A 15,449-nucleotide genomic window follows, 5' to 3' on the forward strand; every position below is an offset into this window, starting at 1 on the left:
CGCAATGCAGCAAAGCACGCCGAACTGGGATGCTGGACATGCCTGGAGCACGAAGATGCCCGGCGCACGTGGCGCCGGGCATCGCCGGTCACGCCGCCTGCGCCTGCTGACTGCGCAATTGCCGCGCCGCGGCGACCATCGCTTCCAGGGCGCTGCGCGTTTCCGCCCAGCCGCGGGTCTTCAGCCCGCAATCCGGGTTGACCCACAATTGCTGCGGATCCAGCACCGCCCGCGCCTTCTCCAGCAACTCCACCATTTCCTGCGTGCTCGGCACGCGTGGCGAATGGATGTCGTACACGCCGGGCCCGATCGCATTCGGGTAGCGGAAGCGCACGAAGGCATCGAGCAGTTCCATGCGCGAGCGCGAGGTCTCGATCGAGATCACGTCCGCGTCCATCGCCGCCACCGCCTCGATGATGTCGTTGAACTCCGAGTAGCACATGTGGGTGTGGATCTGCGTGGCGTCGCGCACGCCGGCCGCGGCGATGCGGAAGCACTGCACCGCCCAGTCCAGGTACGCCTGCCAGTCGGCGCGGCGCAGCGGCAGGCCTTCGCGGATCGCCGGCTCGTCGATCTGGATCACGCCGATGCCGGCCGCCTCCAGGTCGCGCACCTCATCGCGCAGCGCCAGCGCGATCTGCCGGCAGGTCTGCGCGCGCTCCTGGTCGTCGCGCACGAACGACCACTGCAGCACCGTCACCGGCCCGGTCAGCATGCCCTTCATCGGCCGCTCGGTCAGCGACTGCGCGTACTGGGTCCAGCGCAGCGTCATCGGCGCCGGACGCTGCACGTCGCCGTAGATGATCGGCGGCTTCACGCAGCGCGAGCCGTAGCTCTGCACCCAGCCGTGCCGGGTGAAGGCGAAGCCGTCGAGTTGCTCGCCGAAGTACTCGACCATGTCGTTGCGCTCGAACTCGCCGTGCACCAGCACATCCAGGCCCAGTTGCTCCTGCGCGCGCACGCAGCGTTCGGTCTCGGCAGCCAGGAACGCGTCGTACGCGGCATCGTCGAGCTTGCCGGCCTTGTGCTGCGCGCGCGCCTGCCGCACCTGCTCGGTCTGCGGGAACGAGCCGATCGTGGTGGTCGGATACAGCGGCAGCCGCAACGCGGCCTGCTGCGCCTGGCGGCGTTGCGCATACGGCGACTGCCGGCGGCCGGCATCGTCGGTCAGTGCGTCTACCCGTCGCGCCACCTCGGCGCGGTGCACGCGGGCGGAGGCACGGCGGCTGGCCAACGCATCGCGCGCTGCATCCAGTCCCGCCTGCGCCTGCGGCTGATCGTCCAGCGCATCGGCCAGGGTGCGCAGTTCCTGCAGCTTCTGCCTGGCGAAGGCCAGCCAGCCGACCAGTTCACGGTCCAGCTTGGTCTCCTGCTGCAGATCCACCGGCACATGCAGCAGCGAGCACGACGGCGCCAGCCACAACCGCTCGCGGCCGACATGGCCGGCCGCGTAACGGGCCAGGGTGAGCGCGTTGTCCAGCGGCGTACGCCACACGTTGCGGCCGTTGACCAGGCCGGCCGAGAGTACGCGACCGGCTGGCAAGGCTTGCAGCACCGCGTCCAGTTGCGCCACGCCGCGCACCAGATCCACGTGCACGCCGTCCACCGGCAGCGCCATCGCCAGCTCCAGGTTGTCGCCCAGCTCGCCGAAATAGCTGGTCAGCAGCAGCTTCGGCCGCGGCGCCTGCGCCAGGACGTCGTAGGCGCGGCGATAGGCGGCGCGCGCGGCGTCGTCCAGGTCCAGCACCAGCGCCGGCTCGTCGAGCTGCACCCAGCCGGCACCGGCCGCATGCAGGCGCTGCAGCAGGTCGGCGTACACCGGCAGCAGACTGTCCAGCAGTGCCCAGCGGTCGCTGCCGTCCACCGTCTTGGACAGCGCCAGGAAGGTCACCGGCCCGATCAGCACCGGCCGGGTCTGGATGCCCTGCGCCTTGGCTTCCAGGAACTCCACCACCGGCTTGTCGCCGCGCAGGCGGAAGTGCTGGCGCCGCGCCAGCTCCGGCACCAGGTAGTGGTAGTTGGTGTCGAACCACTTGGTCATTTCCAGCGCGTGCAGGTCCAGGCCGTTTTCTTGGGTGCCGCGCGCCATCGCGAAGTAGCCGGCCAGCGGATCGGCATCGGCCAGCGCGCGGTAGCGCTGCGGGATCGCATCGAACAGGAACGCGGTGTCGAGCATCGCGTCGTACAGGCTGAAGTCGTTGCTGGGCGGCACGTCCACCCCGGCCTCGCGTTGCAGCTGCCAGTGGCGCAGGCGCAGGTCGCGTGCGGTGTCCTGCAGTTGCGCGCTATCGATGTCGCGGCGCCAGTAGCGTTCCAGCGCCTGCTTGAGCTCGCGTCGCGCACCGATGCGCGGGAAGCCCAGGTTGGTCACGATCGTCATGTTGCGTTTCCTCATTGCGTTCAAGGGCATTGAGGAACGAAGGAACCGCGCGCCGCGCGTCCCGTTCGCACGGACCGCCCGCCACGCCAGCGACCTTCGCCCCCGCGGGCGAACCGGTACCGCGCGGGCAGGCGGACGACGCGGCGCGGCGCAAGGCCGGGTCGCGGTCCGGCCGCCTCCCCGCGGAGGCGCCAGGTCGAATCGGAGGACGCACGGTCCTCCGGCCGGGGCCGGTATTCGGGCTGATGGACACGCGCACCGTGCCGGCTGCGCACCTACTGTCCGTCGCTTCCCAGGCCGGCATGCGCCGGCCCAGTGCCATTGACGGAGGTCGTTTCCATTCACCGCTGCGGGGCAGCTCCGGAATGGGCAGGCGCTTGCGGCGCCGGCCGTCACCGGATTCCCGTTTAAATCCATCCCTTCATCCGAATGAAGAGATGAATACCTTCGGCGAGCGCACGATAGGCCGGATGCGGCGGCGGGTCAAGCGCCAGTGCGTTTTTGTCGGTAGGTCCCGGCAACGTTCATCGCGAACGTGTAAGCTATTGATCCCTAAGCCAATGACTTGGCGCTGCGGCGGATAGCCGGCGGCGCCCGTCCGTCGTGCCGATGACGCTTCCGCTCCCCACCGCCGATCTCCCCGCGCGTTACGCCGCCTCGCTGCGCCTGTCCGTCGCCCCGATGATGGACTGGACCGATCGGCATTGCAGGATCTTCCACCGGTTGCTGGCGCCGTCGGCGCGGCTTTACACCGAAATGGTGCACGCCAATGCGGTGGTTCTGGGCGATCGTGCGCGGTTGCTGGATTTCGATGCGTCCGAGCATCCGCTGGCGCTGCAGCTCGGCGGCAGCGAGCCGGCGCTGCTGGCGCAGGCGGCGCGGATCGGCCAGGACTGGGGCTACGACGAGATCAACCTCAATTGCGGTTGCCCGTCCGACCGGGTGCAGGCCGGGCGCTTCGGTGCTTGCCTGATGCGCGAGCCGGCGCTGGTCGCCGAGTGCGTGGCGGCGATGGTCGCGGCGGTGGACATCCCGGTGACGGTGAAGTGCCGGCTGGGCGTGGACCAGGACGACGACTATGCGGTGTTCCTGGCCTTCGTCGACCAGGTTGCCGCGGCCGGCTGCGGGCTGTTCGTGGTGCACGCGCGCAACGCCTGGCTGCAGGGCCTGTCGCCGAAGGAGAACCGCGAGGTGCCGCCGCTGCGCTACGACTGGGCGCACAGGCTCAAGCGCGAGCGGCCGCAGCTGCAGGTAGTGCTCAACGGCGGCCTGGCCGCGGTAGAGACGGCGCAGGCGCAGTTGCAGGCAGTGGACGGGGTGATGCTGGGCCGCGCGGCCTATCACGACCCCTACGTCCTGCACCGACTGGACGCGGCCCTGACCGGCGCCGCGCCGCGTCCGCGCGCGGAGTTGCTGCGTGCGCTGCGTCCCTACGTCGAGGCACGCCTGGCCGAGGGCCTGGCGCTCAAGCACATCACCCGGCACCTGCTCGGCCTATTCCATGGCCAGCCCGGCGGCCGCGCCTTCCGCCAGGTGCTCAGCGAGGGCGCGCACCGGCCGGGTGCGGATTGGGCGCTACTGGAGCGGGCGTTGGCGATCACCGATGGGGCGACACGCGCGGCGGCCTGATCGGCGGGAGCCAATCGGAACGCAGCGGAGGCGCCATGGCCTTGCTCATCGGCTGGTCGACCTCGTCTCTTCTCGATAGCGTAGGACAGCGTCGCGACTCGGTCGGCGACGGGTCCGCATCCCACTTTTATCCTTTCGTTCAGGGATTCCGTTCAGGTATGGCCGGCTAGTCTCTGCGTTCCCGGAGACGCTGCGAAGCACCTGCCGTAGGGCCTCTCCAGACCCCTGGCGCGGCCCTTGCATCGACTCTTCACAGGTTCATTTGACTGAATGTCGCCCGTGGCGGCCGGAAAAGTTCAGACCGGATTCACCCCGAAAAATCAAGAATTTGCCTCGATTTCTCGAGGTCGTCTTCGTTTCCACGAGGTGTCGCGCTTCACAAGTTTTGAACGTTTCCGATCAGTCCGTTAGGATGCCCGTCGTGACTTCTCCTGCTTCCCGCCACTACCGCTTCGCCGCCGTCTTCGCGCTCGCGCTGGCGTCGGTCGCGGCTGGGCATGGCCGTGCGCAGCAGCCGCCCATGCCGGGCGCGATGGCGCCGCCGGAGCGCGACGCGGGACGCAGCCGTGACTATGCCGGCAGTTCCCTGTCCGATGCGGTGCGCCGGGTGCAACGGTCCACCGGCGGCCAGATCCTCGGCGCCGAGCGCGTGCCGTTCGACGGACGCGACATCAACCGCGTCAAGTACATGGACGGCCGTGGGCGGGTACGCTACATGGACGATCCGCAGCCTGGCCGTGCGGCACCGCCGCGGGCGCCGCGGTCGGGCGAGCCTCCCGAGCCACCACGCGACGATCACCCGTGAGTCCGGATAGTTCGGTTCAGGTTCCACACACCGCCCCGGCCACCGGCCACCTGTAAGTTACTAGGGAGAGTTCATGCGTATCCTTCTGGTCGAAGACGAAGCTCCGCTGCGAGAGACCCTGGCCGCTCGCCTGAAGCGCGAAGGCTTTGCGGTGGATGCGGCGCAGGACGGCGAGGAAGGCCTGTACATGGGCCGCGAAGTGCCCTTCGACGTGGGCATCATCGATCTCGGCCTGCCGAAGATGTCGGGCATGGAGCTGATCAAGGCGCTGCGCGACGAAGGCAAGAAGTTTCCGGTGTTGATCCTCACCGCGCGCTCCAGCTGGCAGGACAAGGTCGAAGGCCTCAAGCAGGGCGCCGACGACTACCTGGTCAAGCCGTTCCATGTCGAAGAGCTGCTGGCGCGCGTCAATGCGCTGCTGCGCCGCGCCGCCGGCTGGAGCAAGCCGACCCTGGAATGCGGTCCGGTCGCGCTGGACCTGGCGGCGCAGACCGTCAGCGTCAGCGGCAGCAACGTCGACCTGACCAGCTATGAGTACAAGGTACTCGAGTATTTGATGATGCATGCCGGCGAACTGGTCTCCAAGGCGGACCTGACCGAGCACATCTATCAGCAGGATTTCGACCGCGATTCCAACGTGCTGGAAGTGTTCATCGGCCGCCTGCGCAAGAAGCTGGACCCGGACGGCGAGCTGAAGCCGATCGAGACCGTGCGCGGCCGCGGCTACCGGTTCGCGATTCCGCGCACCGAAGGCTGATCGCAGGCGCCGGCGAGCACACCGAGGAAGCGACCGCGTGGCGGCACGACCCAGGTGGTACAAACGCTGGCGCCCGCGTTCCTTGCAGGCGCGCCAGCTGCTCGCCGCCAGCCTCAGCCTGCTGGCGTTCCTGGCCGCGGCCGGTTACGCGCTGGACCAGGCGTTCGCCGACACCGCGTTGAGCAACCTGCGCGAGCGCCTGAAGAGCTACGCCACCGCGTACGCCAACAACATCGACGTCGCCCGCGACGGGTCGCTGTACATCAACAACGACAAGCCGCCGCCGGACCCGCATTTCGACCGGCCCGGCAGCGGCCTGTACGCGCAGATCGTGTTGCCCACAGAAGGCTGGATCTCGATGTCCAGCGAGGGCCCGCTGCCACCGCGCGGCGGCATGCTCGAGCCGCGCCAGGAAACCTTCGACGGACCCTGGCCGATGACCCAGATCGACGGCAGTGAGGGCGAGGTCTACCGCTACGGCATCGGCCTGGCCTACGTGCGCCGCGACAAGGAAACCCCGGTCACCATCTACATCATGGAGGACACCCGCGCGCTGGGCGCGCAGCTGCGCGTGTTCCGCGGCCGGGTGTGGTTCAACCTCGGCGGCGCCGGCCTGATCCTGCTGGTGCTGCAGGCCTTCATCCTGCAATGGAGCCTGCGCCCGCTGCGCCGGGTGATCAACGAACTGACCAAGGTGCAGCGCGGCGAAGCCATGCGCATGGGCGATCGCCATCCGCGCGAGCTGGAGCCGCTGACCGACAGCATCAACGCCTTCATCGAGAGCGAGCGCGAGAACCTGGACCGCCAGCGCAACACCCTGGCCGACCTGGCGCATAGCCTGAAGACGCCGCTGGCGGTACTGCGGACCCAACTCGACAGCGGCGCGCAGGGGCCGGAGCTGCGCGAAGAGCTGGACGTGCAGCTGCGGCGCATGAACAACCTGGTGTCGTATCAGTTGGCGCGCGCCGCCTCCAGCGGCCACAAGCTGTTCGCTGCGCCGTTGCCGATCGAGCCCAATGCCGAGGAGATCGTGCGCGGCCTGGAGAAGGTCTACGCGGCCAAGGGCGTGCTGTGCGAGTTCGACATCGAGCCGAGCGCGCGCTTCCATGGCGAGCCTGGCGACCTGCAGGAACTGCTCGGCAACCTGCTGGAGAATGCGTTCAAGTGGGCGCGCCGGCGGGTGCTGCTGAGCGTGCGCCCGGAACCGGCCGCCGGCAGCCGCCGTGCCGGCCTGATTATCTCGGTGGAGGATGACGGCCCCGGCATCGCCCCGGACGAGGTCGCGCATATCCTGCAGCGCGGCGTGCGCGGCGACGAGCGTGTGCACGGCCACGGCATCGGCCTGGCGATCGTGCAGGACCTAGTCAAGGGCTACCGCGGTGAATTGCAGGTCAGCCGCTCCGAGGAACTGGGCGGGGCACGTTTCCTGGTCACCCTGCCGCCGGGATTTTGAGTCCAGCAGCGTTCCCGCGCTGGGTTGGGACCGACATCCCGCCGCGCAGCGGCCATGAGCACTGACAGACCGCACATGACGCTGCTGCGCCGCAGCAGCAGGTGAATCCCGTGCAAATGACCGGGAGGTTTCCGACAGTGGCTTAACGCGACCGGCGCACAGCTGGCGATACTGCGCCGGTCTTCACGCCGCTTTTTGTCCAGGAGCCTCGCATGTCCGTATCCCGGCATCGTCCTGCAGCAACGCGTCTGCGCGTGCGCGGCCGGCGGGTGTTGCGCAACACCCAGCGACTGCTGCTGTCGTTGCTGCTGGTGCTGTTCACCGTCGGCGCCATCGCCGCCAGCGACAAGGTGATCAAGCGCGACGACGCGCGCTGGCTGCAGTCGATGACCCTTGGCCTGGACAGCGCCAGCGTGGCGCAGTTCGAGCACGACGGCCGCAAGCGTTTCCTGCGCGAGCAACTGCAGGCCGATACGGGCGATGCCGCGCTGCCGGCACCGGTGCGCGCGCAACTGGATGGCTATGAGGCGCTGCACACGCCGGTGCAGGAATTGCTCAAGCAGCAGGCTGCCGCACAGCAGGCGATCAAGGCGATGCCGGACGGCGATGCCAAGGTCGCGGCGAAGAAGGCCGCGCAACAGCGCGGCGATCTGCTGCTGAACCAGGCACGGCAGGCGCAGCTGCTGCGTGCGATCTACGCGCCGGACCAATTGCGCGAGCAGATGGTGTGGTTCTGGCTCAACCATTTCAGCGTGTTCGCCGACAAGGGCCGCCTGCACTGGACCGTGGCCGACTACGCCGACAACGCGATCCGCCCGCATGCGCTGGGCAAGTTCTCCGACCTGGTGATGGCGACGCTGCAGAGCCCGGCGATGCTGGAGTACTTGGACAACGCGCAGAACGCCAAGGGCAAGGTCAACGAGAACTACGCGCGCGAACTGATGGAGCTGCATACCCTCGGCGTCAACGCCGGCTACACGCAGAAGGACGTGCAGCAACTGGCGCTGATCCTCACCGGCGTCGGCATCGCGCCGGTCGACCGCGACGGGCCGCCGAAACTGCCGCCGGCGCTGCAGGCCCAGTATGTGCGCCGCGGCGCGTTCGAGTTCAATCCGGCACGGCACCAGCCCGGCGACAAGACCTTGCTCGGTCAGCGCATCGCCGGCGGCGGCTTCGACGAGGTCGAGCGCGCGGTGCAACTGATCGTGCGCCAGCCGGCGTGCGCGCACTTCATCTCGCGGCAGCTGGCCGAATACTTCGTCGCCGACGATCCGCCGCCGGCGTTGGTGGAGAAGATGGCGCGCACGTTCCAGCGCAGCGATGGCGACATCGCCGCGGTGCTGCAGGTGATGTTCACTGCGCCGGAGATGGCGGCCGGCGCGCCGCACAAGTTCAAGGATCCGTACCGCTTCCTGGTCTCGGCGCTGCGCCTGGCCTACGACGGGCAGACCATCGTCAATCCGCAACCGTTGCTGGGCTGGTTGAATCAGATGGGCGAGCCGAGCTTCGGACGGATCACGCCCGATGGCTGGTCGCTGCAGTCCAGTGCCTGGAACAGTTCGGGGCAGATGGCACAGCGCTTCGAGATCGCGCGTGCGATCGGCAACGGCAACACCCAACTGTTCACCGTCGACGGGCAGCAGCACGGCGGTTTCCCACAACTGAGCACGCCGCTGTACTACCACGCGATCGAGCCGCAACTGAGCGACGCCACGCGCCAGGCGCTGGCGCAGGCGCGCTCGCAGCAGGAGTGGAACGGCTACCTGCTGGCCTCCCCCGACTTCAATTACCGCTGACCGCGGCCTTCGCCGCACGGAGATCCGCCATGCACCGTCGCCGCTTCCTGCTCGCGTCCGCCGCCGCCGCGGCCAGCCTGCCGTTCGCCGGGCGCCTGTTCGCCGCGCCTGCGCCGTCGCCGCGCCTGTTGGTGGTGTTCCTGCGCGGCGGCTACGACTGCAACAACCTGCTGGTCCCGTACGCGAGCGATTTCTACTACGCCTCGCGGCCGAGCCTGGCGATCGCCAAGCCGGATCCGGCCAATCCCAACAGCGCCATTGCGCTGGACACCCAGTGGGGCCTGAATCCGCGGCTGCGCGACACGCTGATGCCGCTATGGAACGACAAGCAGCTGGCGTTCGTGCCCTTTGCCGGCACCGACGACCTGTCGCGCAGCCACTTCGAGACCCAGGACAGCATCGAGGCCGGGCAGCCGGCCGGGCAGCGCAGCGACTATCGCACCGGCTTCCTGGCGCGGCTGTCGCAGGTGGCCACCGGAACGCCGTCGATCGCCTTCACCGATTCGTTGCCGCTGAGTTTCCAGGGAGGCGGCGACATTCCCAATCTCTCGCTCAAGCGCAATCCGACCCCGGCCTTCGACCAGCGCCAGGCCGACATCCTTGCAGGCATGTACCACGGCACGCAGCTGGCCAGCGCCGCGCACGACGGCCTGGCGCTGCGCCAGCAGGTCTCGCAGGCCTTGCGCGACGAGATGCAGCAGGCCAACCGCGGCGCCGCCAGTGCGCGCACCTTCGCCGACGAGACCCGCCGCATCGCCACGCTGATGCGCGAGCGCTACCGGCTCGGGTTCGTCGATGTCGGCGGCTGGGACACGCACGTCAACCAGGGCAGCACCGACGGCGCGCTGGCCAACAACCTGGCCAACCTGTCCGAGGGGCTGTCGGCCTATGCCGAGGCGCTGGGACCGGAGTGGCGCAACACCGTGGTGGTGGTGCTGTCCGAATTCGGCCGCACCTTCCGCGAGAACGGCGACAAGGGCACCGACCACGGCCACGGCACCACGTACTGGGTGCTGGGCGGCGGGATCAATGGCGGGCGCATCGCCGGCGAGCAGGTGGCGGTGAGCAAGGACAAGCTGTTTCAGGACCGCGATTACCCGGTGCTGACCAACTACCGCGACATGTTCGCCGGCCTGCTCGGCCGCATGTGGGGCCTGTCGCCGACGCAGCTGCAAAAGGTATTCCCGCAGGCGCATGCGCGGGATTTGCAGTTGGTGTGATGCCTTTTCCGCGATGAAGGGATGCGGGAAATGTCCCGTAGGAGCGGCTTCAGCCGCGACAGGTACCGGAACGCCCCGTCGCGGCTGAAGCCGCTCCTTGTATCTGGACCTGGCGCCCTACGGGTGCACCGTGGGAGGGACTTCAGTCCCGACGCGTTACGCGCTCGACTCCTCATAACGCATGCTTTGTCGCGTTCATCGCGGCGAAGTCTTGAAGCAATGCATCAAGACGCGATCGCCACTCAGTCCGCGGCAAACGGAGAGCGACCGTAGAACCGCGCCAAGTGTGCAGCTACCTCCGGCATCGCGCGTTGCAGTCGCTCTGGCGCAGAGAAGTGATATTCGCTGACCACGGCGAAGAACTCTTCCGGCGCTTCGGCGGCGTAGGCGTCGATCTCGCTGGCGCGGCCGCGATCCACGCGCGCGCAGAAGGCGTCGTAGCTGCGCTGGAAATCGTCGGCCCATTGCCGCTGCCACGCGCGCGGCAGCAGCGGCGTGCCGTCCAGGGCGCCGTCGAGTACGTCGAGCTTGTGTGCCATTTCGTGCACGGCCACGCAGTAACCGGCGCGTGGATCGTCCAGGTCGGCCTGCACATCGGCCCACGACAGGATCAACGGGCCGCTGTCCCAGGACTCGCCGATCAGTTCGTCTTCCCACTCGTGCAGGACGCCGGCCGCATCGACATGGCTGCGTTGCACGCGGAACGCGTCCGGGTAGACCAGCAGTTGCGACCAGCCGCTCATGCCGCCGACGCCGTACTCCAGCAGCGGCAGGCAGCACAGCGCGGCGAGCAGGCCGCACTGCCGGGCATCCAGCTGCAGGCCGCCCAACGGCGAGATGGTCTTGCGGTGCAGGAATTCGCTGGCCAGCGCACGCAGGCGCTGCTCGCGTGGCGCATCCAGGGCCGCGACCCAGGCGCAGTCGCGGCGCACGGCCTGCCAAGTAGGGTCATCGATGGCGGCGGCGGGCGTCGACCACAGCCCGCGCAGCCAGCGTGGAATCAGCGGAACATCCCTGGCAGGAAGCTGTGCCACTTCGGCATGCGCATGCGCGGCACCAGGTCGCTGTCGCTGCCGCCACCGGTGGTGGTCGAGGCCGGCTTGGTGGAGGAGGGCGCATGCGTCGCCGGCGCACGCGTCGGCGCGCTGTCGGCATCGGGTGTGTCGCCGTAGGCGCAGTCGGTATGCGGCTTCTCCGCCAGCACATTGGACGCGTGGGCGGCGGCGAGTGGCAGCAGCAACAGGAGCAGGCAGGGCAGGGAACGGCGCATCGTCGGCATCCAGGGCGAGCGGCGGTGAATCCCGATTCTAACGCGGTTTTCACCGGCTGCAGGACCTCGGCCCTGGGCGCCCGCGGGGCGTTGCCGCATACTTTTCGGTTTACGAGGGTGCGCCGCGGCGCGCCCGGGGGCGAAACGAGGCGATGGAACCGGCGTTGGACGAGCGCGAACTGTTGGCCAGGCTCAGCAAGGGGCCCCTGTCCGGCGACGCCCTGGCGCGCGCCTGCGGGTTGACCCGGGCGGCGGTGTGGAAGCGCATTCAGGCGCTGCGCGCGGCCGGGGTGGAGATCGAGGGCCGGGCCGGCGAGGGCTATGGCCTGGCGCGGCCGCTGGAGTTGCTCGACGCCGCGGCGATCCGCGACGGACTCAGCGGGCCGGCGCGCGCCGAGCTGGCCGGGCTGGAGATCGCCTGGAGCCTGGTCTCCAGCAACACCACGCTGCTGCAGCGGCCGGCGCCGGCGCAGGGCAGCGAGGTCCTGCTGGCCGAGCGCCAGACCGGCGGGCGTGGCCGCCGTGGCCGTGTCTGGGCCTCGCCGCTGGCGGCGCATCTGTACCTGTCGGTGGCGCGCAGCTTCCAGGGTGGGCTGGGCCGGCTGGGCGGCCTGAGCCTGGCCGCCGGCGTGGCCGTGGCCGAAGCCCTGCGCGCGGCCGGCTTCGCCACGGTCGGGCTGAAGTGGCCGAACGACCTGCTGGCCGACGGGCGCAAGCTGGGCGGCCTGCTGGTGGAAGGGGGTGGCGAGTTCGCCGGGCCGGCGCGGGCGGTGATCGGCCTGGGCCTGAACGTGGCGATGCCGGCGGCCAGTGCCGCAGACATCGACCAGCCGTGGACCGACCTGACGCGGTTGGCCGGTGGCCCTGTGTCGCGCAACACGGTCGCCGCGGTGGTGCTGTCGCACCTGCTGCCGGCGCTGGCGCTGTTCGACGCCGAAGGGCTGGCGCCGTTCCTGCCGCGCTACGCCGCGCTGGATCTGCTTGCTGGACGTGCCGTGCGCATCGACGATGGCGGCCAGGTGCGCGAAGGCACGGCCCTCGGGTTGGCCGAGGACGGCGCGCTGCGGGTGGCCTTCGCCGATGGCGAGCAGCCGGTGCATGCGGGCGATGTCAGCGTGAGGGCGGCATGAGCGACTGGCTGTTCGACCTGGGCAATTCGCGCTTCAAGTTCGCCGCGCTGGAACACGGGCAGGTGGGCGCGGTGCAGGCCTGGCCGCATGGCGCCGAAGCCATGGACGCGGCGGCGGTCGCGGCGCTGCCGCAGGGCGGTACCGCCTACGTGGCCAGCGTCGCCGCGCCGGCCCTGACCGCGACCGTGCTGGAGGCGCTGCGCAGCCGCTTCGCGCAGGTGCAGGTGGTGCGCACCGAGGCTGCGTGCGCCGGGGTGCGGATCGCCTATGCGCGACCGCAGGCGTTCGGCGTGGACCGGTTCCTCGCGCTGCTCGCCGCGCATGGCGGTGGCGACGTGCTGGTGGTCGGCGTGGGAACGGCGCTGACCGTGGACCTGCTCGACCGCGACGGCCTGCACCGCGGCGGCCGCATCGCGCCGTCGCCGACCGTCATGCGCCAGGCCCTGCAGCAGAAGGCAGCGCAACTGCCGGCCGAGGGCGGCGATTACCATGAGTTCGCCGCCGACACCGCCGACGCGCTGGCCTCTGGCTGCGATGGCGCCGCAGTGGCGCTGATCGAACGTAGCCTGCAGCAGGGCGACGCCTTACTCGGACGACGGCCGCGGCTGCTGCTGCATGGCGGCGGCGTGCCGCCGCTGTTGCACGCACTGCCGGTGGCCGAGCAGCGCCCGGCCTTGGTCCTGGACGGACTGGCGCTGTGGGCGCAGGCGCACGCCGTGGCTGATCACGCCTGAGCGGGGCGGCGCTGGCGGCGGCGGGCAGCGCAGACGCTGCGTCCAGGCGGTCACGTCCAACACGAACGCCGCTGTCTCTCCCAATGTGCATCGCACGCTCTAGAATCCGGCCATGCTCGTTCGCGCCCTGCTCGTCGTCCTGACCATCCTCAACCTCGGCGTCGCGGTGTGGTGGGCGATGCAGCCGCCCACCCCGCCGGCGGTGCCGATGCCGGCTGTGCCGGCCGGGGTGGCGACGCTGCAACTGGTCAACGAGGCGCCGGCACCGGCCGCGGCGCCGCCCCTGCCGGCGGCCGCGCCTGTCGCCGTGCCAGCCGATGCGCAGGACGACACCGCCGTCGCTGCCGATGCGACCGAATCTGCCCCTGCACCGGCCAGTACCCCGGCGGCCACCCCGGCCGCCGCGCCAACGCCACCCGCTGCCGCCCCTGCGCCCGCCCCCACCCAGGCCCAGGCCGATCCTGCGGCCAAGCCCGCCGCCGACGCGGCGGTGTGCCTGAGCGTGGGGCCGTACCCTGACCGCGATGCCGCCCAGGCGGCCATCGCAACCTTGGCTTCGGGAGCGCCGCGTCCGCGCCTGCGCGAGGACGCCGACAGCGGTGCCACCAGCTTCCGCGTGCTGCTGCCGACCATCGGCGGCGAGGATGGCCTCAGGCAGGCCACCGAGCGCATCGTCGCCGCCGGCATCCGCGACTATTACCCGTTGCGCCAGGGCGATGCCGGCAATGCCATCGCCCTGGGCCAGTACCGCAGCCGCGAGGGGGCCGAGCGCCGCCGCGCGGAGCTGGCCCGTGCCGGCTTCAACGCCGACCTGATCCCCAGCGGCGGCGACGGCCAGTCGCGTTGGTGGCTGGACCTGCGCGCCGGCTCCGCGGCGCAGGCCGCCGCCCTGCGCCGCCAGCTCGGCGCTGCGCGCCAGCGCAGCGTGGACTGCGCGACGCTGCGCTAGAATGCCGCGCCTGCCGGTGTTCAGCGCCTCGCCGCAAGACGTGTCGAGGCTCGCGCCAGCAGGTAGACTGCCCCGGGCCCGCCCGCGGGTGTCGTCGTCTTGCCGCTTTAGCTCAGTCGGTAGAGCAACTGTCTTGTAAACAGTAGGTCATCCGTTCGATTCGGATAAGCGGCACCATCTTCCGATCCACTGGCATCTGTAGATGTCCACGGGGGAGAGATGGACCAAGTGGGTGAGGACTTCGAGTTCTAGCCGCATGCAGAGCCTTAGGGGGAGGCTCAATCAAACTGCGCGAAGCTCTCGCAATCAAGTAGTGTGTCCAGCGAGCTCGACAAGTTCACTCGGTACTTGCGGCCAAGTCCTGCTTGGCGTGCCCTTGAGATTGATGCCTTCTCGGCTATCACGTGTGTCGAATAGGGTATAGACGTGTACATCGCCTGCATATCAAACAGGTCATTCGGGCTAATCTTCCCCGTTTCAGCTTCACGGCGGGCTGAGAGTTCCGCCTCAATGCTTAGGGTGGGAGTATTAGTGATCAGGCTTGTGATTGCGTAGTCACCAAGTGCAACCAGATCAGCGATGCTTTTATTCAGATCACTCAGCACGCGCTGAAATAGCTCTTGCTGTTCATTGAACAGCATGGCCGACATCACTCGAACCCGTAGCTCTACTGGAATCCCCCGCAGTCGAATGCGCCGTTCTTCGATGTCCGAAACGGCCTTGTCGGCTAGTTCAGATAACATTGCATGGGCGTGCCGTCTCTCGCCGTCGTCTTGGCCGGTCATGAAGTTCAGATACGCTTCGGCTGGGCTTTGGCTGGATTGAGGTGCCTCCGGCAGTGCGTTGCCTCCATGTGTCGCAACGAGGCTGTCAAGTGGCGCAAATGCCTGCCAGAAGCTAGGCACAAGTGCCCAGCGTGGGGCTCGTACTGAAGCCTCCAGGCCGAATCTGTTGCAGAGTAGATCTTTAACCTCGGCTTCTATTCGCGCAGTACGACTGCGGTAGACATAGCCTCTACTCAGTACGGCCTGGGCAGAGGCCAGATTCCACCTGCTCTCAGCATCGTTTCTCTTTGAAGTCTCTAGGATGTGCGACAGTGAGAGTGGAAATATTGCCCGTCCTGTCGCCACCGCGCGAAGGCCCCTTCTATACAGGCCTTGGATATCCTCTGCTCCTTTGCCTGCTTTGGCGCGGGCAAGGGATATCCAGTGGTTCTGGTCTAGATAGATGACGTCCATATAGTAATCCTACTCTTTGCAAGCGACGTCCCCCGATATTCCACGTAGTCCGCATGCAGGATCAGCTTGGTGTTGAGGCTGTTGTGCG

The 15,449-nt window shown here is 68.8% G+C and carries 13 protein-coding genes, 1 tRNA gene and 1 riboswitch; of the genes, 10 read left to right on the forward strand and 4 right to left on the reverse strand.

Annotated features, from left to right (window positions below; all coding sequences use genetic code 11):
* Positions 1–88: 88 nt before the first annotated feature.
* Positions 89–2,380 carry a 5-methyltetrahydropteroyltriglutamate--homocysteine S-methyltransferase gene (gene metE, locus FHR66_RS19310; protein WP_160968461.1) on the reverse strand — a complete coding sequence of 764 codons (2,292 nt, stop codon included), beginning with the start codon at positions 2,378–2,380 and terminating at the stop codon, positions 89–91.
* Between the two features lie 211 nt (positions 2,381–2,591).
* Positions 2,592–2,845, reverse strand: a riboswitch (cobalamin riboswitch).
* 144 nt (positions 2,846–2,989) lie between these two features.
* On the opposite strand from metE, the gene dusA reads away from it, so the two are divergent.
* The 6 genes from dusA (at position 2,990) to FHR66_RS19340 (ending at position 10,040) form a co-directional block, all read left to right on the forward strand.
* Entirely contained in the window at positions 2,990–4,009 is a 1,020-nt protein-coding gene (gene dusA, locus FHR66_RS19315; RefSeq protein WP_160968463.1) for a tRNA dihydrouridine(20/20a) synthase DusA, read from the forward strand.
* Between the two features lie 412 nt (positions 4,010–4,421).
* Positions 4,422–4,814, forward strand: coding sequence for a hypothetical protein (locus FHR66_RS19320; protein ID WP_456361782.1), 393 nt, complete (start codon positions 4,422–4,424; stop codon positions 4,812–4,814).
* 73 nt (positions 4,815–4,887) lie between these two features.
* Entirely contained in the window at positions 4,888–5,571 is a 684-nt protein-coding gene (locus FHR66_RS19325) for a response regulator transcription factor (protein WP_003469280.1), read from the forward strand.
* Positions 5,572–5,653: 82 nt separating this feature from the next.
* Positions 5,654–7,024: an ATP-binding protein gene (locus FHR66_RS19330; protein ID WP_184449833.1), complete on the forward strand. Its 1,371-nt coding sequence runs from the start codon at positions 5,654–5,656 to the stop codon at positions 7,022–7,024.
* Positions 7,025–7,236: 212 nt separating this feature from the next.
* Positions 7,237–8,820, forward strand: coding sequence for a DUF1800 domain-containing protein (locus FHR66_RS19335; protein WP_160968467.1), 1,584 nt, complete (start codon positions 7,237–7,239; stop codon positions 8,818–8,820).
* A gap of 29 nt (positions 8,821–8,849) precedes the next feature.
* Complete coding sequence (locus FHR66_RS19340) at positions 8,850–10,040, forward strand: DUF1501 domain-containing protein (RefSeq protein WP_160968469.1); 1,191 nt, start codon at positions 8,850–8,852, stop codon at positions 10,038–10,040.
* Between the two features lie 242 nt (positions 10,041–10,282).
* On the opposite strand, the gene FHR66_RS19345 is transcribed toward FHR66_RS19340, so the two are convergent.
* The gene (locus tag FHR66_RS19345) at positions 10,283–11,074 is read right to left on the reverse strand and encodes a zinc-dependent peptidase (RefSeq protein WP_160968471.1); all 792 of its coding nucleotides are present in this window, start codon (positions 11,072–11,074) and stop codon (positions 10,283–10,285) included.
* Positions 11,041–11,319: a hypothetical protein gene (locus FHR66_RS19350; protein ID WP_160968473.1), complete on the reverse strand. Its 279-nt coding sequence runs from the start codon at positions 11,317–11,319 to the stop codon at positions 11,041–11,043. Before FHR66_RS19350 ends, FHR66_RS19345 begins: the two co-directional genes overlap by 34 nt.
* Positions 11,320–11,462: 143 nt before the next feature.
* Between FHR66_RS19350 and birA the strand changes: the two genes are divergently transcribed.
* The 4 genes from birA (at position 11,463) to FHR66_RS19370 (ending at position 14,300) form a co-directional block, all read left to right on the forward strand.
* Positions 11,463–12,440 carry a bifunctional biotin--[acetyl-CoA-carboxylase] ligase/biotin operon repressor BirA gene (birA, locus tag FHR66_RS19355; RefSeq protein ID WP_184645036.1) on the forward strand — a complete coding sequence of 326 codons (978 nt, stop codon included), beginning with the start codon at positions 11,463–11,465 and terminating at the stop codon, positions 12,438–12,440.
* Complete coding sequence (locus FHR66_RS19360; RefSeq protein WP_160968475.1) at positions 12,437–13,174, forward strand: type III pantothenate kinase; 738 nt, start codon at positions 12,437–12,439, stop codon at positions 13,172–13,174. Before birA ends, FHR66_RS19360 begins: the two co-directional genes overlap by 4 nt.
* Before the next feature lie 112 nt (positions 13,175–13,286).
* Complete coding sequence (locus FHR66_RS19365) at positions 13,287–14,123, forward strand: SPOR domain-containing protein (protein ID WP_167088050.1); 837 nt, start codon at positions 13,287–13,289, stop codon at positions 14,121–14,123.
* Between the two features lie 101 nt (positions 14,124–14,224).
* Positions 14,225–14,300: transfer RNA gene (locus FHR66_RS19370), tRNA-Thr, on the forward strand.
* A 101-nt stretch (positions 14,301–14,401) separates the two neighbouring features.
* On the opposite strand, the gene FHR66_RS19375 is transcribed toward FHR66_RS19370, so the two are convergent.
* A complete protein-coding gene (locus tag FHR66_RS19375) occupies positions 14,402–15,361 on the reverse strand; it encodes a hypothetical protein (RefSeq protein WP_160966329.1) in 960 nt (319 codons plus the stop codon).
* Positions 15,362–15,449: the final 88 nt, after the last annotated feature.

The sequence above is a fragment of the Xanthomonas sp. F4 genome (genome assembly GCF_011761895.1).

Bases quoted from the DNA above. Each gene is read 5' to 3' on its own strand.
- metE (WP_160968461.1), bottom strand. From the start codon at position 2,380: ATGACGATCGTGACCAACCTGGGCTTCCCGCGCATCGGTGCGCGACGC.
- dusA (WP_160968463.1), top strand. From the start codon at position 2,990: ATGACGCTTCCGCTCCCCACCGCCGATCTCCCCGCGCGTTACGCCGCC.
- FHR66_RS19320 (WP_456361782.1), top strand. From the start codon at position 4,422: ATGCCCGTCGTGACTTCTCCTGCTTCCCGCCACTACCGCTTCGCCGCC.
- FHR66_RS19325 (WP_003469280.1), top strand. From the start codon at position 4,888: ATGCGTATCCTTCTGGTCGAAGACGAAGCTCCGCTGCGAGAGACCCTG.
- FHR66_RS19335 (WP_160968467.1), top strand. From the start codon at position 7,237: ATGTCCGTATCCCGGCATCGTCCTGCAGCAACGCGTCTGCGCGTGCGC.
- FHR66_RS19340 (WP_160968469.1), top strand. From the start codon at position 8,850: ATGCACCGTCGCCGCTTCCTGCTCGCGTCCGCCGCCGCCGCGGCCAGC.
- FHR66_RS19350 (WP_160968473.1), bottom strand. From the start codon at position 11,319: ATGCCGACGATGCGCCGTTCCCTGCCCTGCCTGCTCCTGTTGCTGCTG.
- birA (WP_184645036.1), top strand. From the start codon at position 11,463: ATGGAACCGGCGTTGGACGAGCGCGAACTGTTGGCCAGGCTCAGCAAG.
- FHR66_RS19360 (WP_160968475.1), top strand. From the start codon at position 12,437: ATGAGCGACTGGCTGTTCGACCTGGGCAATTCGCGCTTCAAGTTCGCC.
- FHR66_RS19365 (WP_167088050.1), top strand. From the start codon at position 13,287: ATGCTCGTTCGCGCCCTGCTCGTCGTCCTGACCATCCTCAACCTCGGC.
- FHR66_RS19375 (WP_160966329.1), bottom strand. From the start codon at position 15,361: ATGGACGTCATCTATCTAGACCAGAACCACTGGATATCCCTTGCCCGC.